Below are 23,280 nucleotides of genomic sequence, written 5' to 3' on the forward strand. Positions count from 1 at the left end.
TAAGATCCGCCGATGATCACAAGAACACGGCTGGTGACCGGGGTTTGCGCCCTGCTCGCCGCGCTCGCGGCCGGGATGGCGTTCCCGGCCGGGGCGGTTGCCGATGAGACCAGCGCGATGGCGCCCAGGGTCGATCTCGTCCTCGACGTGAGCGGCTCGATGCGGGCCAGGGACATCGACGGCCAGTCCCGGATGGCCGCCGCGAAACAGGCCTTCAACGAGGTGCTGGACGCGACGCCCGAAGAGGTTCAGCTCGGCATCCGCACGCTCGGCGCCAACTACCCGGGCGACGACCGCAAGACGGGCTGCAAGGACACCGCGCAGCTCTACCCGGTCGGTCCGCTGGACCGCACCGAGGCCAAGACGGCGGTGGCGACCCTCACGCCGACCGGCTGGACGCCCATCGGTCCCGCACTGCTCAAGGCGGCCGACGACCTCGACGGCGGCGAGGGCTCCAAGCGGATCGTGCTGATCAGCGACGGCGAGGACACCTGCGCCCCGCTCGACCCGTGCGAGGTGGCCCGGGAGATCGCCGCCAAGGGCATCGGTCTGACCATCGACACGCTCGGTCTGGTGCCGAACACCAAGATGCGGCAGCAGCTCAGCTGCATCGCCGAGGCGACCGGCGGCACGTTCACCTCGGTCGAGCACACCGAGGAACTCGCCGACAAGGTCAACCAGTTGGTGGACCGCGCGGCCGATCCGGTGGCGACACCGGTCGCGACGACGGGTGCGGACCAGTGCGCGAAGGCGCCCACGCTGAAGTCCGGCCTGTACACCGACCGCGAGGAGTTCGGGCAGCAGCGCTGGTACCGGGTGGACGTCGAGCCCGGCAAGGAGCTGCGCGCCTCGGTGAGCGTGTCGGCCGACCGGGCGGTGAACCCCTCCTACGGGGTGATGCTGCGTGCGGTGACCGAGCGGGGCCGGGAGATCGTGCGCGGCGAGGCCGCGGGCAACGGCCGTACGGATGTCGTGTCCACCGGTCTGCGCTATCCGAAAGCGCAGGCCGACGGTGACGACGAGGACAGCGCGCCCGCCGAGACCGTGTGCCTCCAGGTCACCCAGTCCTTCTCGGCGGGCTCAGGCGTGCAGGCCACGCCCGGTCTGCCGCTCGAGCTGACGGTCGACGTCGTGGACGGGCCGTCGGCGGCGGGCGATGTGGCCTCCTTCGGCCTCGGGCGCGGCTGGTGGCTGCTGGGCGCGCTGATCCTCACCGGCTTCCTCGCCGGTCTCGTCTGGGGCTGGCTGTCGCGCTGGCGGGTCGCGGTCTGGAGGACCAACTGATGCGGATCACACGAGTGCTGAGCGGCGCCCTGCTGGCGCTGGGGCTGGCGGCGGGTCCCGCGGCTGCCGACTCCTCGCCGTCGCCGAGCGCGTCGGAGGAGGGCGGCGCGCCGACCACGGCGGGCACCTCCTTCCGCACGGCTGCCGAGGTCGAGCAGGGGCAGACGGCCACGGCGAGCGCCTCCACGGGTGACTACCTGTACTGGTCGTTCCCGGCGGACGCCGGACAGCGCCCCACCGTGAAGGCGACGGTGAAGCTGCCGGACACGCACGCCGCCGAGACCTGGCAGATCGACGTGTACGACGGCCTGCGCCGCCGTCAGGCGTGCCAGTACGGGGCACAGACGCGCACCGCCGCGGCCGACGCGGCCTCGGTCGAGCTGACCTGCGTGCTGCGCACGGTCCGCGCCTGGTCGGAGCAGTGGGCCAATGACCCGCTGCCGGGCACCTACTACATCCGGCTGACGGCCGTGGACGTGCCCACCGCCGACCTGGGCCTGCCGGTCGACGCGTCGCTGCGGGTCGACTCCAAGGACATCGGCGGCGCGGCCGCGGTGGACGGCCGGCTGGCACATCCGCTGGTGCCTGGGGCCGGGGCCATCTCGCAGGGCGGCGAGGAGGAGTCGACCAAGGAGGCCCTGCTCGCGAGCCTCGAACCCAGCGGCGGCTGGGCGTCCGGCTGGTGGTCCGACCGCTGGGTGTGGACGGCGATCGGCGGCGCGCTGGCCGCGCTCGCGGGGATCGGCGGGTACGCGCTGACACGCGGGGCGGGGCGGCCGACCCGGGTGCCGCCGGGCGCCTGACAACTCGTCACAAGGGGCTCACCGCACGGGCGGTGGGCCCCTTGGCCGTTCACGTCTCCCTGAGCGCCTTGGCGAGCGTTCCCTCGCCGGTCACCTCGATGCGGCCGCCAAGTACGGCGTCGGCCAGGCTCAACTCGCCGCGGGCGACGGCCTCGCACGTCCCGGGGTCCAGGACCAGCCGTGCGTCGGGCTCCCCAGGGGCGGGTCCGTCGCCGTAGACCGGCCCGTCCTCGGCGCCGACGTGCAGATGGAAGTCGCCCTCCTCCAGGCGGACTTCGACGACACCGTCCCCCTCCAGCGCACGCAGCAGCGGCAGCGCGAACCAGTGCGCGCGCACCGCGTCGGTGGGCCGCCGCTCGCCGAGTTCGGCCTCGCCCCACTCCCCCAGTGCCTGCAGCACGGGCAGCAAATCCCGCCCGCGCCGGGTGAGTTCGTACACGTATGCCGCGCCCGGCGGGGGCAGCTTGCGTCGCGTGCTGATGCCGTCCCGCTCCATGTCCTTCAGCCGGGACGCGAGGACGTCCGTGCTGACGCCGGGCAGGTCGGCGTGCAGGTCGGTGTAGCGCCGCGGACCGGCCAGCAGCTCCCGGACGATCAGCAGGGTCCAGCGGTCGCCGACGACGTCGAGCGCGCGGGCGGCGGAACAGTACTGGTCGTAGCTTCGGCGAGGTGACATGCGACGCAGTCTAGACATGTTGTTGGACTTTCCAAGCTCGAACTTGGTAAAACCAAGCAACACACGAAACCGGAGGGGCGAGCGCGCATGGAGTTCCGGCAGTCGAGCAAGCTGAGCGAGGTCTGTTACGAGATCCGCGGCCCGGTGATCGAGCACGCGAACGCGCTGGAGGAGGCGGGCCACAGCGTGCTGCGCCTGAACACCGGCAACCCCGCGCTCTTCGGCTTCGAGGCGCCGGAGGAGATCCTCCAGGACATGATCCGGATGCTCCCCCAGGCGCACGGCTACACCGACTCGCGCGGCATCCTCTCCGCCCGCCGCGCCGTCGCCCAGCGCTACCAGACGCTCGGCCTTGAGGTCGACGTCGACGACGTCTTCCTGGGCAACGGCGTGTCCGAGCTGGTCTCGATGGCCGTACAGGCACTGGTCGAGGACGGCGACGAGATCCTCGTCCCCGCCCCGGACTTCCCCCTCTGGACGGCGGTGACGACCCTCGCCGGCGGCAAGGCCGTGCACTACCTGTGCGACGAGCAGGCCGAGTGGTACCCGGACCTGGACGACATGGCGTCGAAGATCACGGACCGCACGCGGGCCGTGGTCATCATCAACCCGAACAACCCGACCGGCGCGGTGTACCCCAAGGAGATCCTGGAGGGCATCCTCGACCTCGCCCGCCGCCACGGCCTGATGGTCTTCGCCGACGAGATCTACGACCAGATCCTGTACGACGACGCCGTGCACCACTCGGTCGCGACCCTCGCCCCCGACCTGGTGGTCCTCACCTTCTGCGGGCTGTCCAAGACGTACCGGGTGGCGGGCTTCCGCTCCGGCTGGCTCGTCGTCACCGGCCCGAAGCAGCACGCGAAGGACTATCTGGAGGGCCTGACGATGCTGGCCTCCATGCGGCTGTGCGCCAACGCGCCCGCGCAGTACGCCATCCAGGCCGCGCTCGGTGGCCGCCAGTCCATTCGCGAGCTGACGGTGCCGGGCGGGCGGCTGTACGAACAGCGCAACGTGACCTGGGAGAAGCTCAACGAGATCCCCGGTGTGTCGTGTGTGAAGCCGAAGGGCTCGCTGTACGCGTTCCCGCGCCTCGACCCCAAGGTGTACAAGATCCATGACGACGAGAAGTTCGTCCTGGACCTGCTGCTGCGGGAGAAGATCCAGGTCGTGCAGGGCACCGGCTTCAACTGGCCGACCCCCGATCACTTCCGGATCCTGACCCTGCCGTACGCGGACGACCTGGAGGCGGCGATCGGGCGGATCGGACGGTTCCTGAGCGGGTATCGGCAGACCTGAGCGTCCAGGGTGGGTAGAACCGGAGCATGAGTACCCGCCCTCTGCTGCTCCTCGACGTGGACGGTCCTCTCAACCCGTTCCGCGCCCCGTACCTCCGCCATCGCGGCTACGTGACGTGCCGGCTGCACCCCGCCAACTGGTCCGCCCGGCAGCCGCCGGGGTCCCGGCGGCTGCGCCGGGGCCTGAAGGTGCGCCTGCATCCGGGCCACGGGGAGCGGCTGCTGGCGCTGCCGTACGAGCTGGCGTGGGCCACCACCTGGCAGCACCAGGCCAACGAGATGATCGGGCCGGTGATCGGGCTGCCGGGTGATCTGCCGGTCATCGAGTGGCCCGAGCTGTTCGGGACGGATCCGGACGGGCTGTACTGGAAGACCCGGCACGTGGTCGCCTGGGCGGCGGGCCGGTCCTTCGTCTGGGTCGACGACATGATCACCGACCTGGACGTACGGCATGTCGCAGCCCACCATGACGCGCCCGCACTGCTTGTGCCGGTCGACGCACGCAAGGGGCTGCGCGCGCGTGACTTCGCGGAGTTGGAACGCTGGGCTCTTAGCCTGTGACACATGAGTGATCTTTTCCTCGTCCGGCACGGCGAGACCGCTTGGTCGCGGTCCGGGCGGCACACGGGCCGGACGGACGTACCGCTCACCGAGCACGGGCGTGAGGAGGCGCGGCGGCTGGTGCCGATGATCCGCTCGCACCGGATCGGGGCGGCGTTCGTCAGCCCGTCACAACGCGCGCGGGAGACCGCCGAGCTGATCGGACTGCACGACATGCGGGTCGACGCCGATCTGCGGGAGTGGGACTACGGCGGGTACGAGGGAATCACGACCGTCGAGATCCAGCGCGAGCGTCCGGGGTGGTTCCTGTTCACGGACGGGGTCGCACCGGGGCCGCCCGACCGTCCCGGGGAGAGTCCGGAGCAGGTCGGGCAGCGCGCCGACCGGATGCTGGCCAAGGTGGACGCTGCCTTCGCCAACACCGAGGGGTGCGTGGTGCTCGTGGCGCACGGTCACTTCCTGCGGGTGCTCACTGCCCGGCGGCTCGGGCTGCCGGCGGCGGACGGGGCGCTGTTCCAGCTGGCGACTGGGACCCTGTGCCGACTGGGTACGGAGCACGGTCGGCCCGTGATCGCCGGGTGGAATGTCAGACCCGGGTCGTAGCCTTCCAGCAGATGGGCCGGTCCCGCCTGGAGGTGGACCGACACCGTGCCCGGAGATCGGGCCGGTGCCCCAGCGCCCGGGAAGGAGCACTCCGTGACTCGACCGCCGACGGCCGCCCAGCGGCGTGTCATCGATGCCGCCGATCCCGTCACCGGGCGGCTGCGGGGCACGGAGGCCCAGCTCGCGGCGCTGGTGAAGCGGGGGCTCGCCTTCCGGCACCCGCGGCCGCCGCACGATCACTTTCTGACGCCGGCGGGGCATCGGGCAAAGGAGGCGGAGCCCTCCGAGCAGACGGCACCCGCGCAGCCCGCGGCTGCCGCGGCCGACGGTGTGTTCGCCGCGCGGATCGGGGGCGAGGAGGACGCCGGGAGGACGGGTCCGGCGCGGCTGCGTGAGGTGCGGGGCGTCTGGCAGGGCCTGTTGGAGCTGCGGCGGATGACCAATCCGGACGGGGCCGTGGACCGGCCGTGCGCGTGGGAGCGTACGCATCTGGTGCAGGCCGCCGCGCTCGCCCTGGAGGCCGCCGGGCACCGTCCTGCCGAGGGGGACTCGGGGCCGGGTTACCGGGTGCGGGCGACGCCGCAACCCGAGGCCGTCGCCGTGCGCGAGCCCGACGCCGCGCGTCTGCGGGAGTACACGGCCACACTGGACGATGCGGGGTGGCAGGTCGGCGAGTACACCGAGCCTCGCACAAGAGCGCGATATCTACTGGCATCCCCAAGACGGATGTAGAGGGCACATGCCAGGATCGGGGCGATCAGCGATCGCAGGCGAAAGGGAAGTCGTGACCGAGCCGTTTTCCGTTCCGGTGACCGTCCGAGGGTACGAGACGGATGTGCAGGGACACCTCAATCAGGCGGTGTACCTGAACTATGCGGAACACGCCCGCTGGGCGCTGCTGCATGCGGCCGGCATCAGCCAGACCGGCCTCACCTCCAAGGGCGTGGGACCGGTGGCCCTGGAGACGACCATCCGCTACAAGCGCGAGCTGCTCGCGGGCGACGAGGTCGAGGTGACGTGCGCCTTCACCTGGGGCGGCGGCAAGACGTTCACCATCGAGCAGACCATCCGCAAGGCCGACGGCACGGTGGCGGCCGAGATCACGGCGGTCGGCGGCATCCTGGACCTCCAGGAGCGCAGGCTGGTCGCGCGTCCCGACGAGGTCTTCAAGGAGCTGGCGTCGGACCCGAGCCTGTTCGGGCTCTAGTCACCGCTCCGGGCTCCAGTCTCTCCTCCGGGCTCCAGTCTCTCCCGGGCTCCCGTCACGCCTTCGGGCTCCGCTCACGCCGGCTCCGGGGCGTGCTCCTCGTCGTAGGTGGCGCGCGACTCGGCGATGTACACCCTGTTCCGCTCGGCCCAGTCGGTCAGGCGCTGCAGGGTCTCGTGCAACTCCCGTGCCACCGGCGTCAGTTCGTACTCCACCTTCGGCGGCACCGTCGGATGGACGGTGCGGGTGACAAGGCCGTCGCGCTCCAGATTGCGCAGCGTGAGGGTCAGCATCCGGCGGCTGATGCCCTCGATGCTGCGCTCCAACTCGGTGAAGCGGATGGGCCCGTGCGCGGCGGCGACGAGGATCTGGACGCTCCACTTCCCGGAGACCCTGTCAAGAACTTCGCGGACCGGGCACGCGTGCGCGTTCACTGCCTGGACGGTTACACCGGTGTTCCTCTGGGACATCGAACTGCCTCCTTATGCCGCTCTCCCATGGTCACTCACGATGAACCCCGTTACAAGTCGTGCACCATTGGAGAAAGCCGGAGGCAGGACCGTCATGACGGCCATCATCGAGTCCCCGACGCCGACATCACACCGAACGTACTCCCGCTGGGCAGCCCTCGTCGTCCTGTGCGCGGGGACGCTGATGACGATCCTGGACGGCAACATCGTCACGGTCGCCATGCCGGCCATCCAGAGCGACCTCGGCTTCTCAGGGCCGGGCCTGGCCTGGGTCGTCAACGCCTATCTGATCCCCTTCGGCGGACTGCTGCTGCTGGTGGGCCGGCTCGGCGATCTGATCGGCCGCAAGCGGATGTTCACCGCGGGGCTCGCCGTGTTCACCGCGGCCTCCGTGCTGTGCGGAGTGGCGAGCGAGCAGGGCATGCTGATCGCGGCGCGCGCCCTGCAGGGCGTGGGCGGGGCGATGACCTCGGCCGTGGTGCTCGGCATGCTGGTGGCGCTGTTCCCCGAGCCGCGCGAACAGGCCCGCGCCATCGCGGTGTTCAGCGCGGTCGGCGCGGCGGGCGGCGCCCTCGGCACCTTCCTCGGCGGCGCGCTGACCGAGGCCCTGAACTGGCACTGGATCTTCCTGATCAACCTGCCCATCGGAATCGTGGCATGGCTCGCGGCGCTACGGGTGCTGGAGCCGGACCGCGGCGCCGGGCTCGGCAAGGGCGCCGACTACCCAGGCGCGGCGCTGGTCACCGGCGCGCTGATGCTCACGGTGTACGTCATCGTCGGCGCCGGAGAGCGTGGTCTGACCGCCACTGTGCTCCTGGCCGCCCTGGCCCTCACCCTGTTCGTGGCGTTCACGCTCCGCCAGGCGCGGGCGGTGCGTCCGCTGCTGCGGCTGCGCCTGTTCGGCTCCCGGCTGCTGAGCGGCGCGAACGCCGTGCAGATCCTGATGATCGCGACGATGTACGGCTTCCAGTTCATCGGCGCGCTGTACCTCCAACGCGTCCTCGGTTACGGCGAGTTGCTCACCGGCACGGCGTTCCTGCCGGCGCCGATCGCCATCGGCGTGCTGATGCTGGGCCTGTCGGCGCGGACCGTCGACCGCTACGGGGCGTACCGGGTCCTGCTGGCGGGGCTGGCCCTCATCGTCGCGGGCATGGCACTGCTGAGCCGGGCGCCGGTCGACGGCTCGTACCTCACCGACGTACTCCCGCCGCTGCTTCTGCTCGCCACCGGCTTCGCCGCGGCGATGCCCGCACTGACCGGGCTCGCGATGTCGGGGGCCCGCGAGGAGGACGCGGGGCTGGCGTCCGGACTGTTCAACACCACGCAGGTGGTGGGCGGTTCGCTGGGCCTGGCGGTGCTCTCGGTCCTGGCCGCGGGCCGCACCGACGGCCTGCGCGAGCACGGTACGCAACTGGTGACTGCGACGGCAGCGGGTTATCAACTGGCCTTCCAGGTAGGGACGTTGATCGCCGCGGGCGCACTGGTACTGGCGGCGGTCGCGCTGCGATCGCGGCAGAACTGAGCACAACCATTCGGATACCCCGTGGGTCACATCATGCAGGAGCAACCAACTCCAATGGTTACCAGGGGGAAATATGCGATACACCCGTTCTGTGCTGTCCGGCGCCGCAGTGGCGGCCCTGATGGTGGGGAGCACGGCCGCTCTGGCCTCGCCCGCCTCCGCGGCGCCCAACACCACCCCGCAGAGGGTCTGCGGCAGCGCCTACAAGACCGTGAACTCGGCGCCCGTCGGCTCGCTGGGCACCGTCTATCTGACGTACAACGCCTCCAACGGCGAGAACTGCGTCGTGACCATCCGCAACAACCCGGGCACCGCCCAGGACATGTCCGCTTGGATCTACGTCCCCGACACCGAGGAGTTCCACGAGGACAGCGGCAGCTTCACGTCGTACGCCGGACCGACCTACGTCACCGGCAAGGGCCACTGCGTCGACTGGGGCGGGCACATCAAGAACGTGTACGTGCAGGTGACCGGCTCCAACTGCGGTTCCCTGAAGGAGAACCGGGTGACCTTCACCCGCTGATCCGGCCCTACGGGGACACAGCTCGCCCCGGCAGGACTCCCGGAGTCCTGCCGGGGCGGGCGCATGTCGGCCCCGGGGGCTAGGCAGCGTTCGTCCAGACCGTCATGTCCAGGCTCAGCGCGGCGAGTTCCGGCAGCGCTGTCGACTTGGTCTGGATCACGAGCAGCGCGATGTCCCCGGAGGAGTGCCTGACGCAGATCTCACTGCCGGCCGCCACCGAGGCCAGCGTCCAGCGCTTGCGATCGGCACCACCGAGCAGGAGGCGGCACTCGTCGAGGGTCGTCCCTGTACTGCCGAACATCTGGACGAACACGCTGGTATCGCTCTCGATCGCACAGCCGACGTCCTTGCAGTCGAGGCGGATGTCGCCTTTGCGGTCCTCGCGCCAGAGCGGCTCCTTGAAGCTCAGTGACGTCTCGGCCGTCAGCAGCACGGGGGCTTGAGTGAGGACTCGCGGGGACGCGGATGTGGTCGGGGAGACCTTCGACGCCTCCGGTGTCCGGTCGCCGGTTCCCGACGCCTCGACTTCGCCCTCCGACGTCGGCGCGGATGCCGACGACGATACTCCCGACTCCGACCCCGACGACCGTGCGGAGTCCTCGGGGCCGGACGCCGAACGTGCGCCGGCGACCGAGTCGCCGAACCTCTCCCCCGCGTCCGCGACCAGCCACGCAAAACCCGTCAGCACCACGGCCCCGGCCGTCACCGCCGCGGTCGTGATCAGCGCGGTACGCCGCCTGCGCGCCCGCCGCTCGTGGGGCTCCGCCGGCTGCGGCAGTGGCTGCGTGACGACCAACGGCCGTGTGTGCAGTACCCGGGTGGGGTCGGGCACCGGGGACGGAACCGTCACCTCCAGCCCCATGACGTCCCGCCAGACGGTCGGCCCCGCGCCCGCGTCGGCGTCGGCCCCGAGCCGCCTCCGGCACCACTCGATGATCTCCGCCGGGGTCGCACGCTCCTCCGGGGCCGCGGCCAGGCACCGGGCGAACAGGGGACGCAGTTGCTCGGGCAGCGCGGACAGGTCGGGTTCGTCGTGCACGATCCGGTACAGCACGCCGGGCGCGGAACCCTCCCCGTAGAGCGGCCGGCCCAGCGCCGCGAACGCCGCCGTCTGACCCAGCGCGAAGACATCGGTCGCCGTCGTGACCTCGCCCCCGGACGCCTGCTCGGGAGCCATGAAGTGGGGCGTGCCGACGGTGGAACCCGCGGCCGTGTGGGAGCTGAGGTCAGCGGCCAGCGAGATGCCGAAGTCGATCACGCGCGGTCCGTCGGCGGCCAGCAGCACGTTCGACGGCTTCAGGTCGCGGTGCACGATTCCCGCTCCGTGGATGGCCTGGAGCGCTTCGGCCACCCCCGCCATCAGCCACAGCACCGCGGGCACCGGCAACGGGCCACGCCGGGCGACGGCCTCCGTCAGGGAGGGCCCGGGCACGTACAGCGTGGCCAGCCAGGGCGGTACGCCGTCCGCGTCGGCGTCGATCAGCTCGGCGGTGTACGCGCCACGGACCCGCCGGGCCGCCTCGACCTCCCGGCGGAATCGCCGTCGGAAGCCGGGATCGTCAGCCAGCTCCGGGCGTACCACCTTGATCGCCACCGGTCGGCCGCCCTGCGTGTGCGACAGAAAGACCCGGCCCATGCCACCGGCGCCGAGCCGGGCGGCGAGGCGGTATCCGGCCACGGCGGGCGGATCGTCCGCCTGGAGTGGCTGGAACACCTCAGTCGCGTTGCTCATCGGCCCGCTTCCCCCTCATCCCCTGAACCCCTGGTCAATCATGAGTTGACCGAGGCAGAAGCCTAAGCGGAGTTCGGATGCGGAAGGCGCCGGCCACCTGGAAAGCTCCCACTCCATGGCCGAGTGCAGGACACCGGCGGATTCACGGCGGCCGACCCGGAGAAGGACACCTTCTACCGTGAACTACGGCCGATCGGCGAGGAGTTCGTGCTCGAGGTGCTCGCCGTGAGCGGGCTCGATCGGGAGCGCCTCCGCAAGGAGGGTCTCGACCCAGCTCTCGCGCTCGCTCAGTTCGCGCGCTGGGTGCGTGAGGTCAGCGGCGACGCGCAGCCGGTGATGTGCGGCTACCCGGCGTCGTACGACTGGACGTTCCTGTACTGGTACTTGATCCGGTTCACCGGAGCGAGCCCCTTCGGGCACTCGGGTCGCCTGGACATGAAGACGCTGTACGAGACCAAGGCCGGGCTGCCGCTGCGGGCGGTGGCCAAGGGCACGATGCCGCGTGAGCTGCTCTCGCGGCGCCGCCATACGCTCCCCCGAGCTCTCGAATTCGCTCGAGCTCGGGGGGACCCCCATCGCGTTGGACGACGCCGTCGAGCAGGCCGAGTTGTTCGCCAACCTCATGGCGTGGCCGGGGCCCGGGTCGCCCCGGTGATCTCCTCCCCTGCCTCCATGGGGTGGGTGACGTCCTGCGCGTCCCGGCCCCTGCCGAGGTGGTTGAAGACGAGGTTGAGCGCCACCGCCGCCACACAGCCCGTCGAGATGCCGGAGTCGAGGACGATCCGCGCCGTCTCCGGGAAGGCGTGGTAGAACTCCGGCGCCGTGATCGGGACGATGCCGACGGCCAGGGAGACGGCGACGATCAGGACGTTGTTGTCCCGGTCCAGGCCGGCCCGGACCAGGGTCTGGATGCCGCTGGCCGCCACCGAGCCGAACAGGACCACGCCCGCGCCGCCCAGCACCGGGCGCGGTACGACCGCGATGAGCGACGCGGCCATCGGGCACAGGCCCATCAGGACCAGGAAGCCGCCGCCCGCGGCGACGACGTACCGGCTGCGGATCTTCGTCATCGCCACCAGGCCGATGTTCTGGGCGAAGGCGCTGCACATGAAGCCGTTGAACAGGGGGCTGATCGCCGAGCCGAGGGTGTCGGCGCGCAGGCCCGCCGCGATGGTCTTCTCGTCGGCCGGGCGGTCGACGATCTCACCCAGCGCCAGCATGTCGGCGGTCGATTCGGTCATCGACACCACCATCACCACGCACAGCGAGATGATCGCGGCGAGCTGGAACTGCGGGGCGCCGAAGTAAAACGGCGTCGGGAAGCCGATGACGTCGGCGTCGGCGACCGGCCCGAAGTCGGTGACGCCGAACGGGATCGCGATCAGCGTGCCCACCACCAGGCCGAGCAGTACCGCGATCTGCTTGACGAAGCCCGTGGTGAACCGGCGCAGGAGCAGGACGATCAGCAGCGTCCCGCCCGCCAGGCCCAGGTTCGTCGCCGAACCGTATTCGTCCGCGGCCGGGTTGGGACCCTGCGCCCAGCCGAAGGCGACGGGGAGCAGCGAGATGCCGATCAGGGTGATGACCGTACCCGTCACCACCGGCGGGAAGAAGCGCACCGCCTTGCTGAAGAAGGGGGCGGCGAGAAAGCCGAGGAGGCCGGCGACGATCACCGCGCCGAAGATGATCGGCAGGGCGTCCGACTTGTCCTCGGTGGAGGCGACGATCGCGGTCATGGGGGCGACGCCGGCGAAGGTGACGCCGTTGACGAACGGCAGCCGGGCGCCGATCTTCCATATCCCGAGGGTCTGCAGGAAGGTGGCGAGGCCCGCGGTGAACAGGCAGGCGCCGGTGAGGAAGGTCAGCTCGGTCGCGGACAGGCCTATGGCCGCGCCGACGATCAAGGGTGGGGCGACCACTCCCGCGTACATGGCGGCCACATGCTGCAGGCCGGTCGTCGCCATTTTCAGGGCGGGGAGTTTCTCGTCGACTGGATGAACGGACTTGGCGGACACTGCGGCTCTCCTCCGGTCGGTTACACGGCGGCTCTGACGTGGGTTTCAGGGAGGTGGTGCGCGGTCGTGCGGGACCGGGGACGGGCCCGTTCCGGGGGAAACGGTGACCGTTCCGGGGCGCACGCATGGGCGCGCGCCCCGGAGACGGCCGCCATGGACCCCGCTCGGGTCCACGGCTACCGGTCGGGAGCCGTCCCTCCCGACCGGAGATCTTCAACTGATCAGGCCTGCGCGGCGATCCTCGCCAGGCGCTGTGCCTCTTCGCGGGTCGAGCGGGCGATCGCGTCCTCGTCGGCCGTGCGCAGACGTCCGTCCTCCACGATCTGGCGGCCGTTCACGAACGACGCCGTGACCGGGGCCGCCGCGCCGAAGACCAGCGCGGTCACCGGGTCGGCGATGGAGGCGTGGGCGAGCGTGTCCAGCTTCCACAGCACGAGGTCGGCCAGCTTGCCCGGCTCCAGCGAGCCGATCTCGGCGGCGCGGCCGAGGACCTGGGCACCGCCGTAGGTGCCGAGCCGCAGGGCCTGCCGGGCGTTCAGGGCGGCCTCGCGGTGGGCGCCGAGACGGTTGATGAGCAGGGCGTTGCGCAGTTCGGTGTGCAGCTCGCCGGACTCGTTGGACGCGGTGCCGTCGACGCCGAGGCCGACCGGGACGCCGGCCGCCAGCATGTCGGGGACGCGGGCGATACCGGCGGCGAGGCGGGCGTTGGAGGACGGGCAGTGGGCGACACCGGTCTTCGTCCGGGCGAAGGCGGCGATGTCGGAGTCGTTCATGTGGACGCAGTGCGCCATCCACACGTCCTCGCCGAGCCAGCCGGTGGACTCGAAGTAGTCGGTCGGGCCCATGCCGAACAGCTCGTGGCAGAACTTCTCCTCCTCCACGGTCTCCGAGCCGTGGGTGTGCATGCGCACGCCGAGACGGCGGGCCAGCTCGCCGCCCTGCTTGAGCAGCTCGGTGGAGATGGAGAACGGGGAGCAGGGGGCGACGGCGACCTGGGTCATCGCGTCGAAGGAGGAGTCGTGGTGCTGCTTGACGGTCTCCTCGGTCGCGGCCAGCGCACCTTCGAGGGTCTCGACGGCGAAGTCCGGCGGCAGCCCGCCGTCCTTCTCGCTGCGGTCCATGGAGCCGCGGGCCAGGGTGAAGCGGACACCCATGTCGCGGGCGGCGCCGATGATGGCGCCGGAGAGGTCGCCGGAGCCCTGCGGGTAGACGTAGTGGTGGTCCATGGCGGTGGTCACGCCGCCGCGGGCCATCATCGCCAGGGAGCCCTGCGCGGCGGAGCGCACCATCTGCTCGTCGATGCGCGCCCACGTCGGGTAGAGGGCGACGAGCCAGTTGAAGAGGTTGTGGTCCGTGGCCAGGCCCCGCGTGATCCACTGGTAGAAGTGGTGGTGGGTGTTGACCAGGCCGGGAGTGACCAGATGGCCGGTGGCGTCGATGCGGCGTACGACGTTCTCCAGGCCCTCGGGGGCCTTGCCCGCGCCGAGCGACTCGATGCGGTTGTCCGCGATGACGAGGTGGCCCGTGGCGTACTCGGTGTCGTTCGCGTCCACCGTCGCGATCGAACAGTTCTCGATGACGATGCGCTGGGCTGCTGCCATGATTCGTCCCTTTTCGACGAGGTGTGCTGAGCGGAGAGGGCACGGCAGGACCCTGGGGGATTTGAGTACCGCGGCCGGGGAGCCTCTCAGGCTCGCTCCTCCGGCCGCGGGTGCCGAAATGGAGTTGCTTGCTTACAGGTTGGTGAGGTCCACCGGTATCTTCGGCTCGCAGCCGTCCCGCAGGATGGTGGCCTCGATCAGGCCGTAGGGGCGGTCGGCGGCGAAGTACACCTCGTTGTCGTTCTTCAGCCCGAACGGCTCCAGGTCCACCAGGAAGTGGTGCTTGTTCGGGAGGGAGAAGCGGACCTCGTCGATCTCGCTGCGGTTGTTGATGATCCGCGAACCCATTTGGTACAGGGTCTGCTGCAGCGAGAGCGAGTAGGTCTCGGCGAAGGCCTGGAGCATGTGCTTCTTGGTCTGCTCGTAGGACTTCTCCCAGTTGGGCATCCGCTGCTCGTCGTCGGTCCAGTTGAACCGCCAGCGGCCGGAGACCTGGGTGGCCAGGATGCGGTCGTAGGCCTCCTTGAGCGTCGTGTACTTGTCCTTGACGTAGCCCCAGAACTCGGAGTTGGTCGAGTTCATCACGACGAGGTCCTTGAGGCCGGAGACGACCTCCCACTTCTCACCGTCGTAGGTGATCTGCGTGACCCGCGTCTCCTGGCCCTTGCGGACGAAGGAGTGCTTGACCTCGTCCGCGCCGATGAACTGGGAGTTGGCGTCGGAGGCGTCGATCCGCTCCCAGGCGTACTCCTCGATGCGGATCCGGGCCTGCTGGATCGGCTCCTGCGAGGTGACGAAGTGGCGGGCGAGGTGGATACCGAACTGCTCGGCCGACTCGATGCCGTACTCCTTGGCGAACGCGTACACCGTGTTCTTGGTGGTGTCGGTCGGCAGGACGTTGGCGTTCGAGCCGGAGTAGTGGACCTCGTCCATGTCGCCGGAGAGAGCGACGGAGACGTTCAGGTCCTTGATGTGGTGGGTGGCGCCGTCCCGCGTGATCTTTACGACTCGGTTCTCGGCCTTGCCGTACTGGTTCTGTCCCAGGATCGTGGGCATGTCTGCTAGCTCCCTCGGTAAACGGAGTAGCCGAACGGGTTGAGCAGCAGCGGCACGTGGTAATGCTCCCCGGGGTTCACGGCGAAGGTGATCGCCACCTCGGGGAAGAACACGGCACCGCTGTCCCGATTCGCGGGGGCGTCCTGCTGCGCATCGGCTTGCTTCTTCTCGAAATACGGCTCCACGGCGAAGTCGAGCCGTACGTGTGTGGTGCCCTCCGGCAGCGCCGGCAGGTCCTTGCACCGCCCGTCCGCGTCGGTCGCGGAGCCGCCGAGCGTCTGCCAGTCCGCGCCGCGGCCGGTGCGGGCCGCGAGCTGGACGGCGACGGCCTCGGCGGGGCGGCCGACGCTGGTGTCCAGGATGTGGGTGGACACGGAGGCGGTGGTGCTGGTGCTCATGGTCAGGCGTCCTCTTCGGTCTTCCTCGAAGATCAGTCTTCGTCGACGAGCCGGGCGAGCCGGATACGGTTGATCTTGCCCAGCTCGGTGCGGACGATCTCCCGCTCCTGCTCCGGCGAGTTGCCGATCCGTTCCTTGACCGCGTCGCGCATCTGCTCGCCGGTCCGGCCGGTGGCGCAGATCAGGAAGACGTGGCCGAACTTCTCCTGGTAGGCGAGGTTCAGTTCCAGCATCTCCGCCTTGAGTTCCTCGGAGGCGCCGGCCATGCCGCGCTGTTCCCGGGACGAGGTCGGGTCGCCGGGCTTGGGGCGGCCGATGGGCGGGTGCCCGGCCATCGCCTCGGCCAGGTCCTGCGCACTCAGCTCGGCCATGGCGGCGTCACTGGCAGCGTAGAGATCGTCGGCGGTGGCGTAGGGACGGGCGCCCAGCAGCCGGTTCGCCCAGGCCGTGGAGGCGCACGCCTCGTGGAGAGCGGCGTGGGCCGCGTGCTCCTCCAGGGCGTTGAACCGGGCCAGGCCCGGGGGCGTGGAATTCGACGTCACGGGAGCCTCCGTGGCCGCGAAGGGCCTTCGTACTGAACGGGCGTGCCGTTAGCTAACGCCCTACGACGACGAGACGTCAACACTTTGTTGAAAATTCGCGGTAACGAAACCGAGCGAGTGACCTCAGGGGCACTTCTCCCGATTCGGGCCGCTCAGGGGTTCTTCTCCCGGTTCAGGTAGTTGTAGACCGTGAAGCGGCTCACCCCGAGCGCACTCGCCACGGTCTCCACTCCATGCCGCACGGAGAAGGCGCCGCGCGCCTCGAGTATCCGTACGACCTCCTGCTTGGCCTTGCGGTCCAGGTCGGCCAGCGGCTTGCCCTTCCTGCGCTCCATGGCGACCAGGATGTGATCCAGCGAGTCGGCCAGCTGAGGCAGGCGTACGGCGACGACGTCGGCGCCCTCCCAGGAGAGCACGACATCCTCGGGGCCCGCCTCGTCGGGCGGGAGAATCTCGCCGCCCATGGCGTCGACCAGCGGCTTCACGGCCGCGATGAAGGGCTCGTCCCCGGTGCCGGTCACGCGTCACCCTCCCCGACCACATTGACCTGGAGCGAGATCCGGGTCGCGCCGGCCTCCAGGCTCTTGCGCAGCAGGGCGTCCACGGCGGTGAGCACGGCGTCCGCACCGCCCTCCGCCGTGTTCCCGAACGGGCCGACGTCCACCTCGTCGAGCTCGGCCGCCTCGATGACCTCGCGGGCCGCCAGCGCATGCGCGGGCGCCTCGTCGAGGTCGAAGGGCTCGGTCGTGAACTCCACTCTCAATCGCACGCGGTCAACCTAACGCGCGGTGACGCTTTCCGCCGACCCCTCTTGACAAGCTTCGACACACGACGGCAATCTTCCAGTAAGCAGAAAACATCTTCCGCAATACGGAATCTCGAGAACGGAAGGGAGCGCCGGCGACATGCCAGGTTTTGCATCGGACACGGCCGCAGAGCAGCGCTTCAACGTCAACCTGTCGATCCTCTTCACGGAACTCCCGCTCCTGGAGCGCCCCGCGGCCGCCGCGGCGGCCGGCTTCACCGCGGTCGAGCTGTGGTGGCCCTGGGTCGACTCCCCCACCCCCGAGCAGTCCGAGCTCGACGCCCTGAAGAAGGCGATCGAGGACGCTGGCGTCCAGCTCACCGGGCTGAACTTCTACGCCGGCCAGCTGCCCGGCCCCGACCGTGGCGCCCTGTCGATCCCGGGCGAGGAGTCGGAGAGGTTCCGCGCGAACATCGACGTGGCGGCGGACTTCGCGGCCTCCCTCGGCTGCCGGGCGCTCAACGCCCTGTACGGCAACCGCGTCGAGGGCGTGGACCCGGCCGAGCAGGACGCGCTCGCGCTGGAGAACCTGACCCTCGCGGCGCGGGCGGCCGACCGGATCGGCGCGATCCTGCTGATCGAGGCGCTGAACCAGCCGGAGTCGCCGCTGTACCCGTTGGTCAGCGCGCCGGCCGCGGTCGGGATCGTGGACCGGGTCAACGAGGCGACGGGCCTGGGCAACGCGAAGTTCCTCATGGACCTCTACCACCTGTCCATGAACGGCGAGGACCTGCCGCAGGTGATCGCCCGGTACGCCGACAAGACCGGCCACGTACAGATCGCCGACAACCCGGGCCGCGGCGCCCCGGGCACGGGCACGCTCCCGCTGGAGGAGCTGCTCGACCAGCTGAAGAAGGCCGGCTACGAGGGCTGGGTCGGCCTGGAGTACAAGCCGGGCGACCGCCCCAGCGCGGAGGCCTTCGGCTGGCTGCCCCGCGAGGCGCGCGCCGCCCGCTGAACACACCCCCGTATTCGAGAGGCACCCCATCATGAGCAACCTCCCCAAGATCGCCTGGATCGGCCTCGGCATCATGGGCTCCCCCATGTCCGAGAACCTGATCAAGGCGGGTTACCAGGTCACCGGCTTCACCCTGGAGCAGGACAAGCTGGACCGGCTCACCGCCGCGGGCGGCACCGCCGCCGGTTCGATCGCCGAGGCCGTGAAGGACGCCGACGTCGTCATCACGATGGTGCCGGCCTCCCCGCAGGTCGAGGCCATCTCCTACGGCCCCGCAGGCATCCTGGAGAACGCGAAGTCCGGCGCGCTGCTGATCGACATGTCCTCGATCACCCCGCAGACCTCGGTGGACCTGGCGAAGGCCGCCAAGGACAAGGGCATCCGCGTTCTGGACGCCCCCGTGTCCGGCGGCGAGGCCGGCGCCATCGAGGCCGTGCTGTCCATCATGGTCGGTGGCGAGCAGGCCGACTTCGACCAGGCGAAGCCGATCTTCGACGCCCTCGGCAAGACCATCGTGCTGTGCGGTCCGCACGGCTCCGGTCAGACCGTGAAGGCGGCCAACCAGCTGATCGTCGCCGTGAACATCCAGGCGTGCGCCGAGGCCGTGGTCTTCCTGGAGAAGTCCGGCGTGGACCTGCAGGCGGCGCTGGACGTCCTCAACGGCGGTCTCGCGGGCTCGACCGTGCTGACGCGGAAGAAGGACAACTTCCTGAACCGGGACTTCAAGCCCGGCTTCCGTATCGACCTGCACCACAAGGACATGGGCATCGTGACGGACGCCGCCCGCAACGTCGGCGCCGCCCTGCCGGTCGGCGGCATGGTCGCCCAGCTGGTCGCGTCCCTGCGTGCGCAGGGCGACGGTGGGCTGGACCACTCGGCCCTCCTGCGGGCCGTGGAGCGCCTGTCCGGCGCCCAGGTCTGATCCCGGGCCACCCCCATACTTCCGGGCCGCGGCGCCGCTGACACCTGTCCTGTCGCGCCCAGGCGTCGCCGCGGCCCGGAATCGCCTTCAACAAACCGTTGATTCTATTCAACAAACTGTTGACGCCCGTTCGCCCCACTTCTAGGCTCCACAAAGCGGAAACAGGTTTCCGCTGACACCCGCACGGAAGGTCCACGATGTCGAAGCGCGTGCTCACCACCGAGTCCGGCGCCCCGGTCGCCGACAACCAGAACTCAGCCTCCGCCGGCGTCGGCGGCCCGCTCCTGCTCCAGGACCAGCACCTGCTGGAGAAGCTGGCGCGCTTCAACCGCGAGCGCATTCCGGAGCGCGTGGTGCACGCCCGTGGCTCCGGCGCCTACGGCCACTTCGAGGTGACCGACGACGTCACCGGCTTCACCCACGCCGACTTCCTGAGCGCGGTGGGCAAGCGGACCGAGGTGTTCCTGCGCTTCTCGACCGTGGCCGACAGCCTCGGCGGGGCGGACGCGGTGCGCGACCCGCGCGGTTTCGCGGTCAAGTTCTACACGGCCGAGGGCAATTACGACCTCGTCGGGAACAACACCCCGGTGTTCTTCATCAAGGACCCGATCAAGTTCCCCGACTTCATCCACTCGCAGAAGCGCGACCCGTTCACCGGCCGCCAGGAGCCGGACAACGTCTGGGACTTCTGGGCGCACGCCCCCGAGGCCACGCACCAGGTGACCTGGCTGATGGGCGACCGCGGCATCCCGGCGTCGTACCGCCACATGAACGGCTACGGCTCGCACACCTACCAGTGGACGAACGCCGAGGGCGAGGCCTTCTTCGTCAAGTACCACTTCAAGACCAACCAGGGCATCCGCTGCCTGAGCGCCGAGCAGGGCGCCGAGCTTGCCGGCAAGGACGCCAACTCCCACCAGACGGACCTGCTCCAGGCCATCGAGCGGGGCGTGCACCCCTCGTGGACGCTCTACGTCCAGCTCATGCCGGCGGCCGAGGCGGCCGACTACCGTTTCAACCCGTTCGACCTCACCAAGGTGTGGCCGCACAAGGACTACCCGCTGCAGCGCGTGGGCCGGCTGGTCCTGGACCGCAACCCGGACAACGTCTTCGCCGAGGTCGAGCAGGCCGCGTTCTCCCCGAACAACTTCGTCCCGGGCATCGGCCCCTCCCCCGACAAGATGCTCCAGGGCCGCCTGTTCGCCTACGCGGACGCCCACCGCTACCGCCTGGGCGTCAACCACACCCTGCTGGCCGTGAACGCCCCGAAGGCGACCACCGCGCAGAACTACGGCCGCGACGGCCTCATGGCGACCAACTCCCAGGGCCGCGGGGCGAAGAACTACGAGCCGAACTCGTACGACGGCCCGGTCGAGACCGGCCGCCCGCTGTCGGCCCCGCTCGCGGTGACCGGCCACACGGGCACCCACGAGGCGCCTCTGCACACCAAGGACGACCACTTCTTCCAGGCCGGCGAGCTGTACCGCCTGATGTCCGCCGAGGAGAAGTCCCGCCTGATCGCGAACATCGCCGGTGGCCTGTCCCAGGTCTCCCGCGACGATGTGATCGAGAAGAACCTGGCCCACTTCCACGCCGCCGACCCGGAGTACGGCAAGCGCGTGGAGGAGGCGGTCCGCGCCCTGCGCGAGGACTGAACCCCAAGGCTGCGTCCGTCTCCTGACGGGAGGTCATGAGACGGACGCAACGCCCGCATCGACGCCGAGCGACCCGGATGAGGGGTGGTCGCTCGGCGCGGCGCGGGCAACACGAGGACCGCGGCGGCGTGCGAGCCAGTGCGGTGGTAAAGGTTCCGGTCTCCTTCTTCGACCTGAGGGGAGGAGCACCCGGTTCCGTCGCAACCGCCGCGGTCCCGAACCCCCTCCAGACCCCGTCCGGCGGCGCGAACGTCCTGTCGCGCCCAGCCTCGCACCGTCGGACGGCCACAACCGGATATCTCACCGGCCGAAGAGCGCCGGGCACGGACGGTCCCGTGCCCGGCGCTCCTCTGCGTTCCCCGGCGCATTCCGGGGTGCGGATCCGGCCCGGCCGCAGGAGTCTGAAGGCATGGCAGCACACCCGACCGAACATCCGCACGTCGTGGTCCATCCGCCGGCCCTGGACGGCTCCCGGCGGGTCACCGAGGGCGACGAGACGCTGGGCATCGCCACGCACGTGGACGACGTCAGCGAGATCCTGCGGCTCGCCGACCTCTATGTCACGGACATCTCGCAGAGCGACTTCATCGACTGGCAGGGCGGCGGCCCCGACGACTGGCCCGGGCTGTCGGAACACCACGAGCCGTAGACGGTCCCGTACGCCATCGGACGTACGCCGGCTACGAAACCCTCAGATCAACCTCTGAACAAGCTCCGGGAGGCTTCAACCGCCCGCTGTCGCGGGCACATTCCTCTCACACGGGGCCCGCCGGCACGGGGGCGGTGGGCCCCGGACGGGGGAACGCGAAAAGGGGCGGCCCAACCCTTCGGTTGGACCGCCCCTGGGCGTACCGGACGCGTCAGACCTTCAGCGTCCTGATCGACGTCGGCGAGTGACCCGGCTCCGTCGCGATCTCCTCGAACTCGACGACGTTGCTGATGTCGTTCGTGGTCGACATGGAGATGTTGGTGACGCGTTCCAGGATCGCCTCGACGACCACCGGGACCTGGTGCTCCTGCGCGAGCTTCTTGGCCTGCTCGAGAGCGGCGCCCAGTTCGCTCGGGTCGGTCACGCGGATCGCCTTGCAGCCGAGGCCCTCGGCGACCTTGACGTGGTCGACGCCGTAGACGCCGAGCTCGGGCGAGTTGATGTTCTCGAACTCCAGGTTGACCTGGAAGTCGATCTCGAACGCCCGCTGCGCCTGGCGGATCAGGCCCAGGTAGGAGTTGTTCACCAGGACGTGGACATACGGGATCTTGTGCTGCGCCCCGACCGCCAGCTCCTCGATCATGAACTGGAAGTCGTAGTCGCCGGACAGGGCGACGACCTGCGCCTCGGGGTCGGCCTTCGCCACGCCCAGCGCCGCCGGGATCGTCCAGCCCAGCGGGCCCGCCTGGCCGCAGTTGATCCAGTGCCGCGGCTTGAACACGTGCAGCATCTGGGCGCCCGCGATCTGCGAGAGGCCGATGGTGGAGACGTACCGGGTCTCCGGGCCGAAGGCCTTGTTCATCTCCTCGTAGACGCGCTGCGGCTTGATCGGGATGTTGTCGAAGTGCGTACGGCGCTGGAGGGTCGCCTTCTTCTCCTGCGCGGACGCGGCCCAGTCGGAGCGGTCCGGCAGCTTGCCTGCGGCCTTCAACTCCTTGGCCACCTCGACGAACAGCTCCAGCGCGGCCTTCGCGTCCGACGCGATGCCGTAGTCCGGCGCGAAGATCTTGCCGATCTGGGTGGGCTCGACGTCGACGTGGACGAACTTGCGTCCGGCCGTGTAGACGTCCAGTTTGCCGGTGTGGCGGTTGGCCCAGCGGTTGCCGATGCCGAGGACGAAGTCGGACTCCAGGAAGGTCGCGTTGCCGTAGCGGTGCGAGGTCTGCAGGCCCACCATGCCGGCGTTCAGCTCGTGGTCGTCGGGCAGCAGGCCCCAGCCCATCAGGGTCGGGACGACCGGGATACCGGTCAGCTCGGCGAACTCGACGAGGAGTTCGGCGGCGTCGGCGTTGATGACACCGCCGCCCGCGACGATCAGCGGCCGCTCGGACGCGTTCAGCATCCCGATCGCCTTCTCGATCTGGGCACGGGTCGCGGCCGGCTTGTAGACCGGGAGGGGCTCGTAGGTCTCCGGGTCGAACTCGATCTCCGTCAGCTGGACGTCGATCGGCAGGTCGATGAGGACCGGGCCGGGACGGCCGGAGCGCATCAGGTGGAAGGCCTGCTGGAAGACGCCGGGGACCTGGGCGGCCTCCAGGACGGTCACCGACATTTTCGTGACCGGCTTGGCGATCGAGGCGATGTCGACGGCCTGGAAGTCCTCTTTGTGGATCACAGCGGTCGGCGCCTGGCCCGTGATGCACAGGATCGGGATGGAGTCACCGATCGCGGAGTACAGGCCGGTGATCATGTCGGTGCCGGCGGGGCCGGACGTGCCGATGCAGACGCCGATGTTGCCGGCGTGCGTGCGGGTGTAGCCCTCCGCCATGTGCGAGGCGCCCTCCACATGGCGGGCAAGGGTGTGATTGATCCCGCCGGAGGCCTTGAGCGCCGCGTAGAAGGGGTTGATCGCCGCGCCCGGCACGCCGAACGCGTTGCTGACGCCCTCGCGCTTGAGGATCTCGACTGCCGCTCGGGCAGCGGTCATACGAGCCATTGAG

General features: G+C 70.0%; 24 protein-coding genes. 13 read left to right on the plus strand and 11 right to left on the minus strand.

Annotation, left to right across the window (positions count from 1 at the left end; all coding sequences use genetic code 11):
* Positions 1–12: 12 nt before the first annotated feature.
* Together ACFY5C_RS04795 and ACFY5C_RS04800 are read left to right on the plus strand one after the other, a co-directional pair.
* The gene (locus ACFY5C_RS04795; protein ID WP_389440359.1) at positions 13–1,284 is read left to right on the plus strand and encodes a VWA domain-containing protein; all 1,272 of its coding nucleotides are present in this window, start codon (positions 13–15) and stop codon (positions 1,282–1,284) included.
* Positions 1,284–2,087, plus strand: a complete 804-nt coding sequence (locus ACFY5C_RS04800) for a hypothetical protein (protein ID WP_389440362.1) — start codon at positions 1,284–1,286, stop codon at positions 2,085–2,087. The genes ACFY5C_RS04795 and ACFY5C_RS04800 overlap by 1 nt, the downstream gene beginning before the upstream one ends.
* Before the next feature lie 49 nt (positions 2,088–2,136).
* Here the strand turns inward: ACFY5C_RS04800 and ACFY5C_RS04805 are convergent, their stop codons facing one another.
* Positions 2,137–2,763, minus strand: coding sequence for a winged helix-turn-helix transcriptional regulator (locus ACFY5C_RS04805; protein WP_389440365.1), 627 nt, complete (start codon positions 2,761–2,763; stop codon positions 2,137–2,139).
* Between the two features lie 87 nt (positions 2,764–2,850).
* On the opposite strand from ACFY5C_RS04805, the gene ACFY5C_RS04810 reads away from it, so the two are divergent.
* From ACFY5C_RS04810 to ACFY5C_RS04830, 5 genes are all read left to right on the plus strand, one after another.
* The gene (locus tag ACFY5C_RS04810; protein WP_389440367.1) at positions 2,851–4,062 is read left to right on the plus strand and encodes a pyridoxal phosphate-dependent aminotransferase; all 1,212 of its coding nucleotides are present in this window, start codon (positions 2,851–2,853) and stop codon (positions 4,060–4,062) included.
* 26 nt (positions 4,063–4,088) lie between these two features.
* On the plus strand, positions 4,089–4,622 hold the full coding sequence (locus ACFY5C_RS04815; protein ID WP_389440369.1) for a hypothetical protein: 534 nt from the start codon (positions 4,089–4,091) through the stop codon (positions 4,620–4,622).
* 3 nt (positions 4,623–4,625) lie between these two features.
* Entirely contained in the window at positions 4,626–5,225 is a 600-nt protein-coding gene (locus ACFY5C_RS04820; protein WP_389440371.1) for a histidine phosphatase family protein, read from the plus strand.
* A gap of 93 nt (positions 5,226–5,318) precedes the next feature.
* The gene (locus tag ACFY5C_RS04825) at positions 5,319–5,957 is read left to right on the plus strand and encodes a hypothetical protein (protein WP_389440374.1); all 639 of its coding nucleotides are present in this window, start codon (positions 5,319–5,321) and stop codon (positions 5,955–5,957) included.
* 52 nt (positions 5,958–6,009) lie between these two features.
* Positions 6,010–6,432, plus strand: a complete 423-nt coding sequence (locus ACFY5C_RS04830) for an acyl-CoA thioesterase (protein WP_389440377.1) — start codon at positions 6,010–6,012, stop codon at positions 6,430–6,432.
* Positions 6,433–6,506: 74 nt separating this feature from the next.
* On the opposite strand, the gene ACFY5C_RS04835 is transcribed toward ACFY5C_RS04830, so the two are convergent.
* Positions 6,507–6,902 carry a winged helix-turn-helix transcriptional regulator gene (locus ACFY5C_RS04835; RefSeq protein WP_389440380.1) on the minus strand — a complete coding sequence of 132 codons (396 nt, stop codon included), beginning with the start codon at positions 6,900–6,902 and terminating at the stop codon, positions 6,507–6,509.
* Between the two features lie 94 nt (positions 6,903–6,996).
* On the opposite strand from ACFY5C_RS04835, the gene ACFY5C_RS04840 reads away from it, so the two are divergent.
* Together ACFY5C_RS04840 and ACFY5C_RS04845 are read left to right on the plus strand one after the other, a co-directional pair.
* Positions 6,997–8,424 (plus strand): MFS transporter, encoded by a 1,428-nt coding sequence (locus tag ACFY5C_RS04840; RefSeq protein ID WP_389440384.1) that lies wholly within the window; start codon positions 6,997–6,999, stop codon positions 8,422–8,424.
* Between the two features lie 73 nt (positions 8,425–8,497).
* The gene (locus ACFY5C_RS04845) at positions 8,498–8,947 is read left to right on the plus strand and encodes a spore-associated protein (RefSeq protein WP_389440386.1); all 450 of its coding nucleotides are present in this window, start codon (positions 8,498–8,500) and stop codon (positions 8,945–8,947) included.
* A 79-nt stretch (positions 8,948–9,026) separates the two neighbouring features.
* Here the strand turns inward: ACFY5C_RS04845 and ACFY5C_RS04850 are convergent, their stop codons facing one another.
* The 8 genes from ACFY5C_RS04850 to ACFY5C_RS04885 form a co-directional block, all read right to left on the minus strand.
* Complete coding sequence (locus ACFY5C_RS04850; protein WP_389440389.1) at positions 9,027–10,679, minus strand: serine/threonine-protein kinase; 1,653 nt, start codon at positions 10,677–10,679, stop codon at positions 9,027–9,029.
* Positions 10,680–11,299: 620 nt separating this feature from the next.
* On the minus strand, positions 11,300–12,694 hold the full coding sequence (locus ACFY5C_RS04855) for a nucleobase:cation symporter-2 family protein (RefSeq protein ID WP_389440391.1): 1,395 nt from the start codon (positions 12,692–12,694) through the stop codon (positions 11,300–11,302).
* A 221-nt stretch (positions 12,695–12,915) separates the two neighbouring features.
* Positions 12,916–14,295: an 8-oxoguanine deaminase gene (locus ACFY5C_RS04860; protein WP_383622778.1), complete on the minus strand. Its 1,380-nt coding sequence runs from the start codon at positions 14,293–14,295 to the stop codon at positions 12,916–12,918.
* 132 nt (positions 14,296–14,427) lie between these two features.
* Positions 14,428–15,351 carry a factor-independent urate hydroxylase gene (pucL, locus tag ACFY5C_RS04865; RefSeq protein WP_389440395.1) on the minus strand — a complete coding sequence of 308 codons (924 nt, stop codon included), beginning with the start codon at positions 15,349–15,351 and terminating at the stop codon, positions 14,428–14,430.
* Positions 15,352–15,356: 5 nt separating this feature from the next.
* Entirely contained in the window at positions 15,357–15,749 is a 393-nt protein-coding gene (gene uraH / locus ACFY5C_RS04870; protein ID WP_383248635.1) for a hydroxyisourate hydrolase, read from the minus strand.
* 32 nt (positions 15,750–15,781) lie between these two features.
* Positions 15,782–16,291, minus strand: a complete 510-nt coding sequence (gene uraD / locus ACFY5C_RS04875) for a 2-oxo-4-hydroxy-4-carboxy-5-ureidoimidazoline decarboxylase (RefSeq protein ID WP_389440398.1) — start codon at positions 16,289–16,291, stop codon at positions 15,782–15,784.
* 152 nt (positions 16,292–16,443) lie between these two features.
* On the minus strand, positions 16,444–16,812 hold the full coding sequence (locus ACFY5C_RS04880) for a helix-turn-helix domain-containing protein (RefSeq protein ID WP_328421640.1): 369 nt from the start codon (positions 16,810–16,812) through the stop codon (positions 16,444–16,446).
* Entirely contained in the window at positions 16,809–17,060 is a 252-nt protein-coding gene (locus tag ACFY5C_RS04885; protein ID WP_389440400.1) for a hypothetical protein, read from the minus strand. The genes ACFY5C_RS04880 and ACFY5C_RS04885 overlap by 4 nt, the downstream gene beginning before the upstream one ends.
* Before the next feature lie 136 nt (positions 17,061–17,196).
* Here ACFY5C_RS04885 and ACFY5C_RS04890 point away from each other — a divergent pair, with 136 nt between their 5' ends.
* From ACFY5C_RS04890 to ACFY5C_RS04905, 4 genes are all read left to right on the plus strand, one after another.
* Positions 17,197–18,054 (plus strand): TIM barrel protein, encoded by an 858-nt coding sequence (locus ACFY5C_RS04890; RefSeq protein ID WP_389440402.1) that lies wholly within the window; start codon positions 17,197–17,199, stop codon positions 18,052–18,054.
* Positions 18,055–18,085: 31 nt separating this feature from the next.
* Positions 18,086–18,976: a 2-hydroxy-3-oxopropionate reductase gene (locus ACFY5C_RS04895; protein WP_389440405.1), complete on the plus strand. Its 891-nt coding sequence runs from the start codon at positions 18,086–18,088 to the stop codon at positions 18,974–18,976.
* 197 nt (positions 18,977–19,173) lie between these two features.
* Positions 19,174–20,631, plus strand: coding sequence for a catalase (locus ACFY5C_RS04900; protein ID WP_389440407.1), 1,458 nt, complete (start codon positions 19,174–19,176; stop codon positions 20,629–20,631).
* Positions 20,632–21,040: 409 nt separating this feature from the next.
* Positions 21,041–21,280 (plus strand): hypothetical protein, encoded by a 240-nt coding sequence (locus ACFY5C_RS04905; protein ID WP_389440409.1) that lies wholly within the window; start codon positions 21,041–21,043, stop codon positions 21,278–21,280.
* A gap of 211 nt (positions 21,281–21,491) precedes the next feature.
* Here the strand turns inward: ACFY5C_RS04905 and gcl are convergent, their stop codons facing one another.
* On the minus strand, positions 21,492–23,276 hold the full coding sequence (gcl, locus tag ACFY5C_RS04910; RefSeq protein WP_389440411.1) for a glyoxylate carboligase: 1,785 nt from the start codon (positions 23,274–23,276) through the stop codon (positions 21,492–21,494).
* Positions 23,277–23,280: the final 4 nt, after the last annotated feature.

It is taken from the genome of Streptomyces sp. NPDC012935 (assembly GCF_042900345.1).
In the GTDB taxonomy this organism is placed as follows: domain Bacteria; phylum Actinomycetota; class Actinomycetes; order Streptomycetales; family Streptomycetaceae; genus Streptomyces.

Excerpts from the sequence above, each read along its gene's own strand:
- ACFY5C_RS04795 (WP_389440359.1), top strand. The coding sequence starts at position 13 with ATGATCACAAGAACACGGCTGGTGACCGGGGTTTGCGCCCTGCTCGCC.
- ACFY5C_RS04800 (WP_389440362.1), top strand. The coding sequence starts at position 1,284 with ATGCGGATCACACGAGTGCTGAGCGGCGCCCTGCTGGCGCTGGGGCTG.
- ACFY5C_RS04805 (WP_389440365.1), bottom strand. The coding sequence starts at position 2,763 with ATGTCACCTCGCCGAAGCTACGACCAGTACTGTTCCGCCGCCCGCGCG.
- ACFY5C_RS04810 (WP_389440367.1), top strand. The coding sequence starts at position 2,851 with ATGGAGTTCCGGCAGTCGAGCAAGCTGAGCGAGGTCTGTTACGAGATC.
- ACFY5C_RS04815 (WP_389440369.1), top strand. The coding sequence starts at position 4,089 with ATGAGTACCCGCCCTCTGCTGCTCCTCGACGTGGACGGTCCTCTCAAC.
- ACFY5C_RS04820 (WP_389440371.1), top strand. The coding sequence starts at position 4,626 with ATGAGTGATCTTTTCCTCGTCCGGCACGGCGAGACCGCTTGGTCGCGG.
- ACFY5C_RS04835 (WP_389440380.1), bottom strand. The coding sequence starts at position 6,902 with ATGTCCCAGAGGAACACCGGTGTAACCGTCCAGGCAGTGAACGCGCAC.
- ACFY5C_RS04840 (WP_389440384.1), top strand. The coding sequence starts at position 6,997 with ATGACGGCCATCATCGAGTCCCCGACGCCGACATCACACCGAACGTAC.
- ACFY5C_RS04845 (WP_389440386.1), top strand. The coding sequence starts at position 8,498 with ATGCGATACACCCGTTCTGTGCTGTCCGGCGCCGCAGTGGCGGCCCTG.
- ACFY5C_RS04850 (WP_389440389.1), bottom strand. The coding sequence starts at position 10,679 with ATGAGCAACGCGACTGAGGTGTTCCAGCCACTCCAGGCGGACGATCCG.
- ACFY5C_RS04860 (WP_383622778.1), bottom strand. The coding sequence starts at position 14,295 with ATGGCAGCAGCCCAGCGCATCGTCATCGAGAACTGTTCGATCGCGACG.
- pucL (WP_389440395.1), bottom strand. The coding sequence starts at position 15,351 with ATGCCCACGATCCTGGGACAGAACCAGTACGGCAAGGCCGAGAACCGA.
- uraH (WP_383248635.1), bottom strand. The coding sequence starts at position 15,749 with ATGAGCACCAGCACCACCGCCTCCGTGTCCACCCACATCCTGGACACC.
- ACFY5C_RS04890 (WP_389440402.1), top strand. The coding sequence starts at position 17,197 with ATGCCAGGTTTTGCATCGGACACGGCCGCAGAGCAGCGCTTCAACGTC.
- ACFY5C_RS04895 (WP_389440405.1), top strand. The coding sequence starts at position 18,086 with ATGAGCAACCTCCCCAAGATCGCCTGGATCGGCCTCGGCATCATGGGC.
- ACFY5C_RS04900 (WP_389440407.1), top strand. The coding sequence starts at position 19,174 with ATGTCGAAGCGCGTGCTCACCACCGAGTCCGGCGCCCCGGTCGCCGAC.
- ACFY5C_RS04905 (WP_389440409.1), top strand. The coding sequence starts at position 21,041 with ATGGCAGCACACCCGACCGAACATCCGCACGTCGTGGTCCATCCGCCG.
- gcl (WP_389440411.1), bottom strand. The coding sequence starts at position 23,276 with ATGGCTCGTATGACCGCTGCCCGAGCGGCAGTCGAGATCCTCAAGCGC.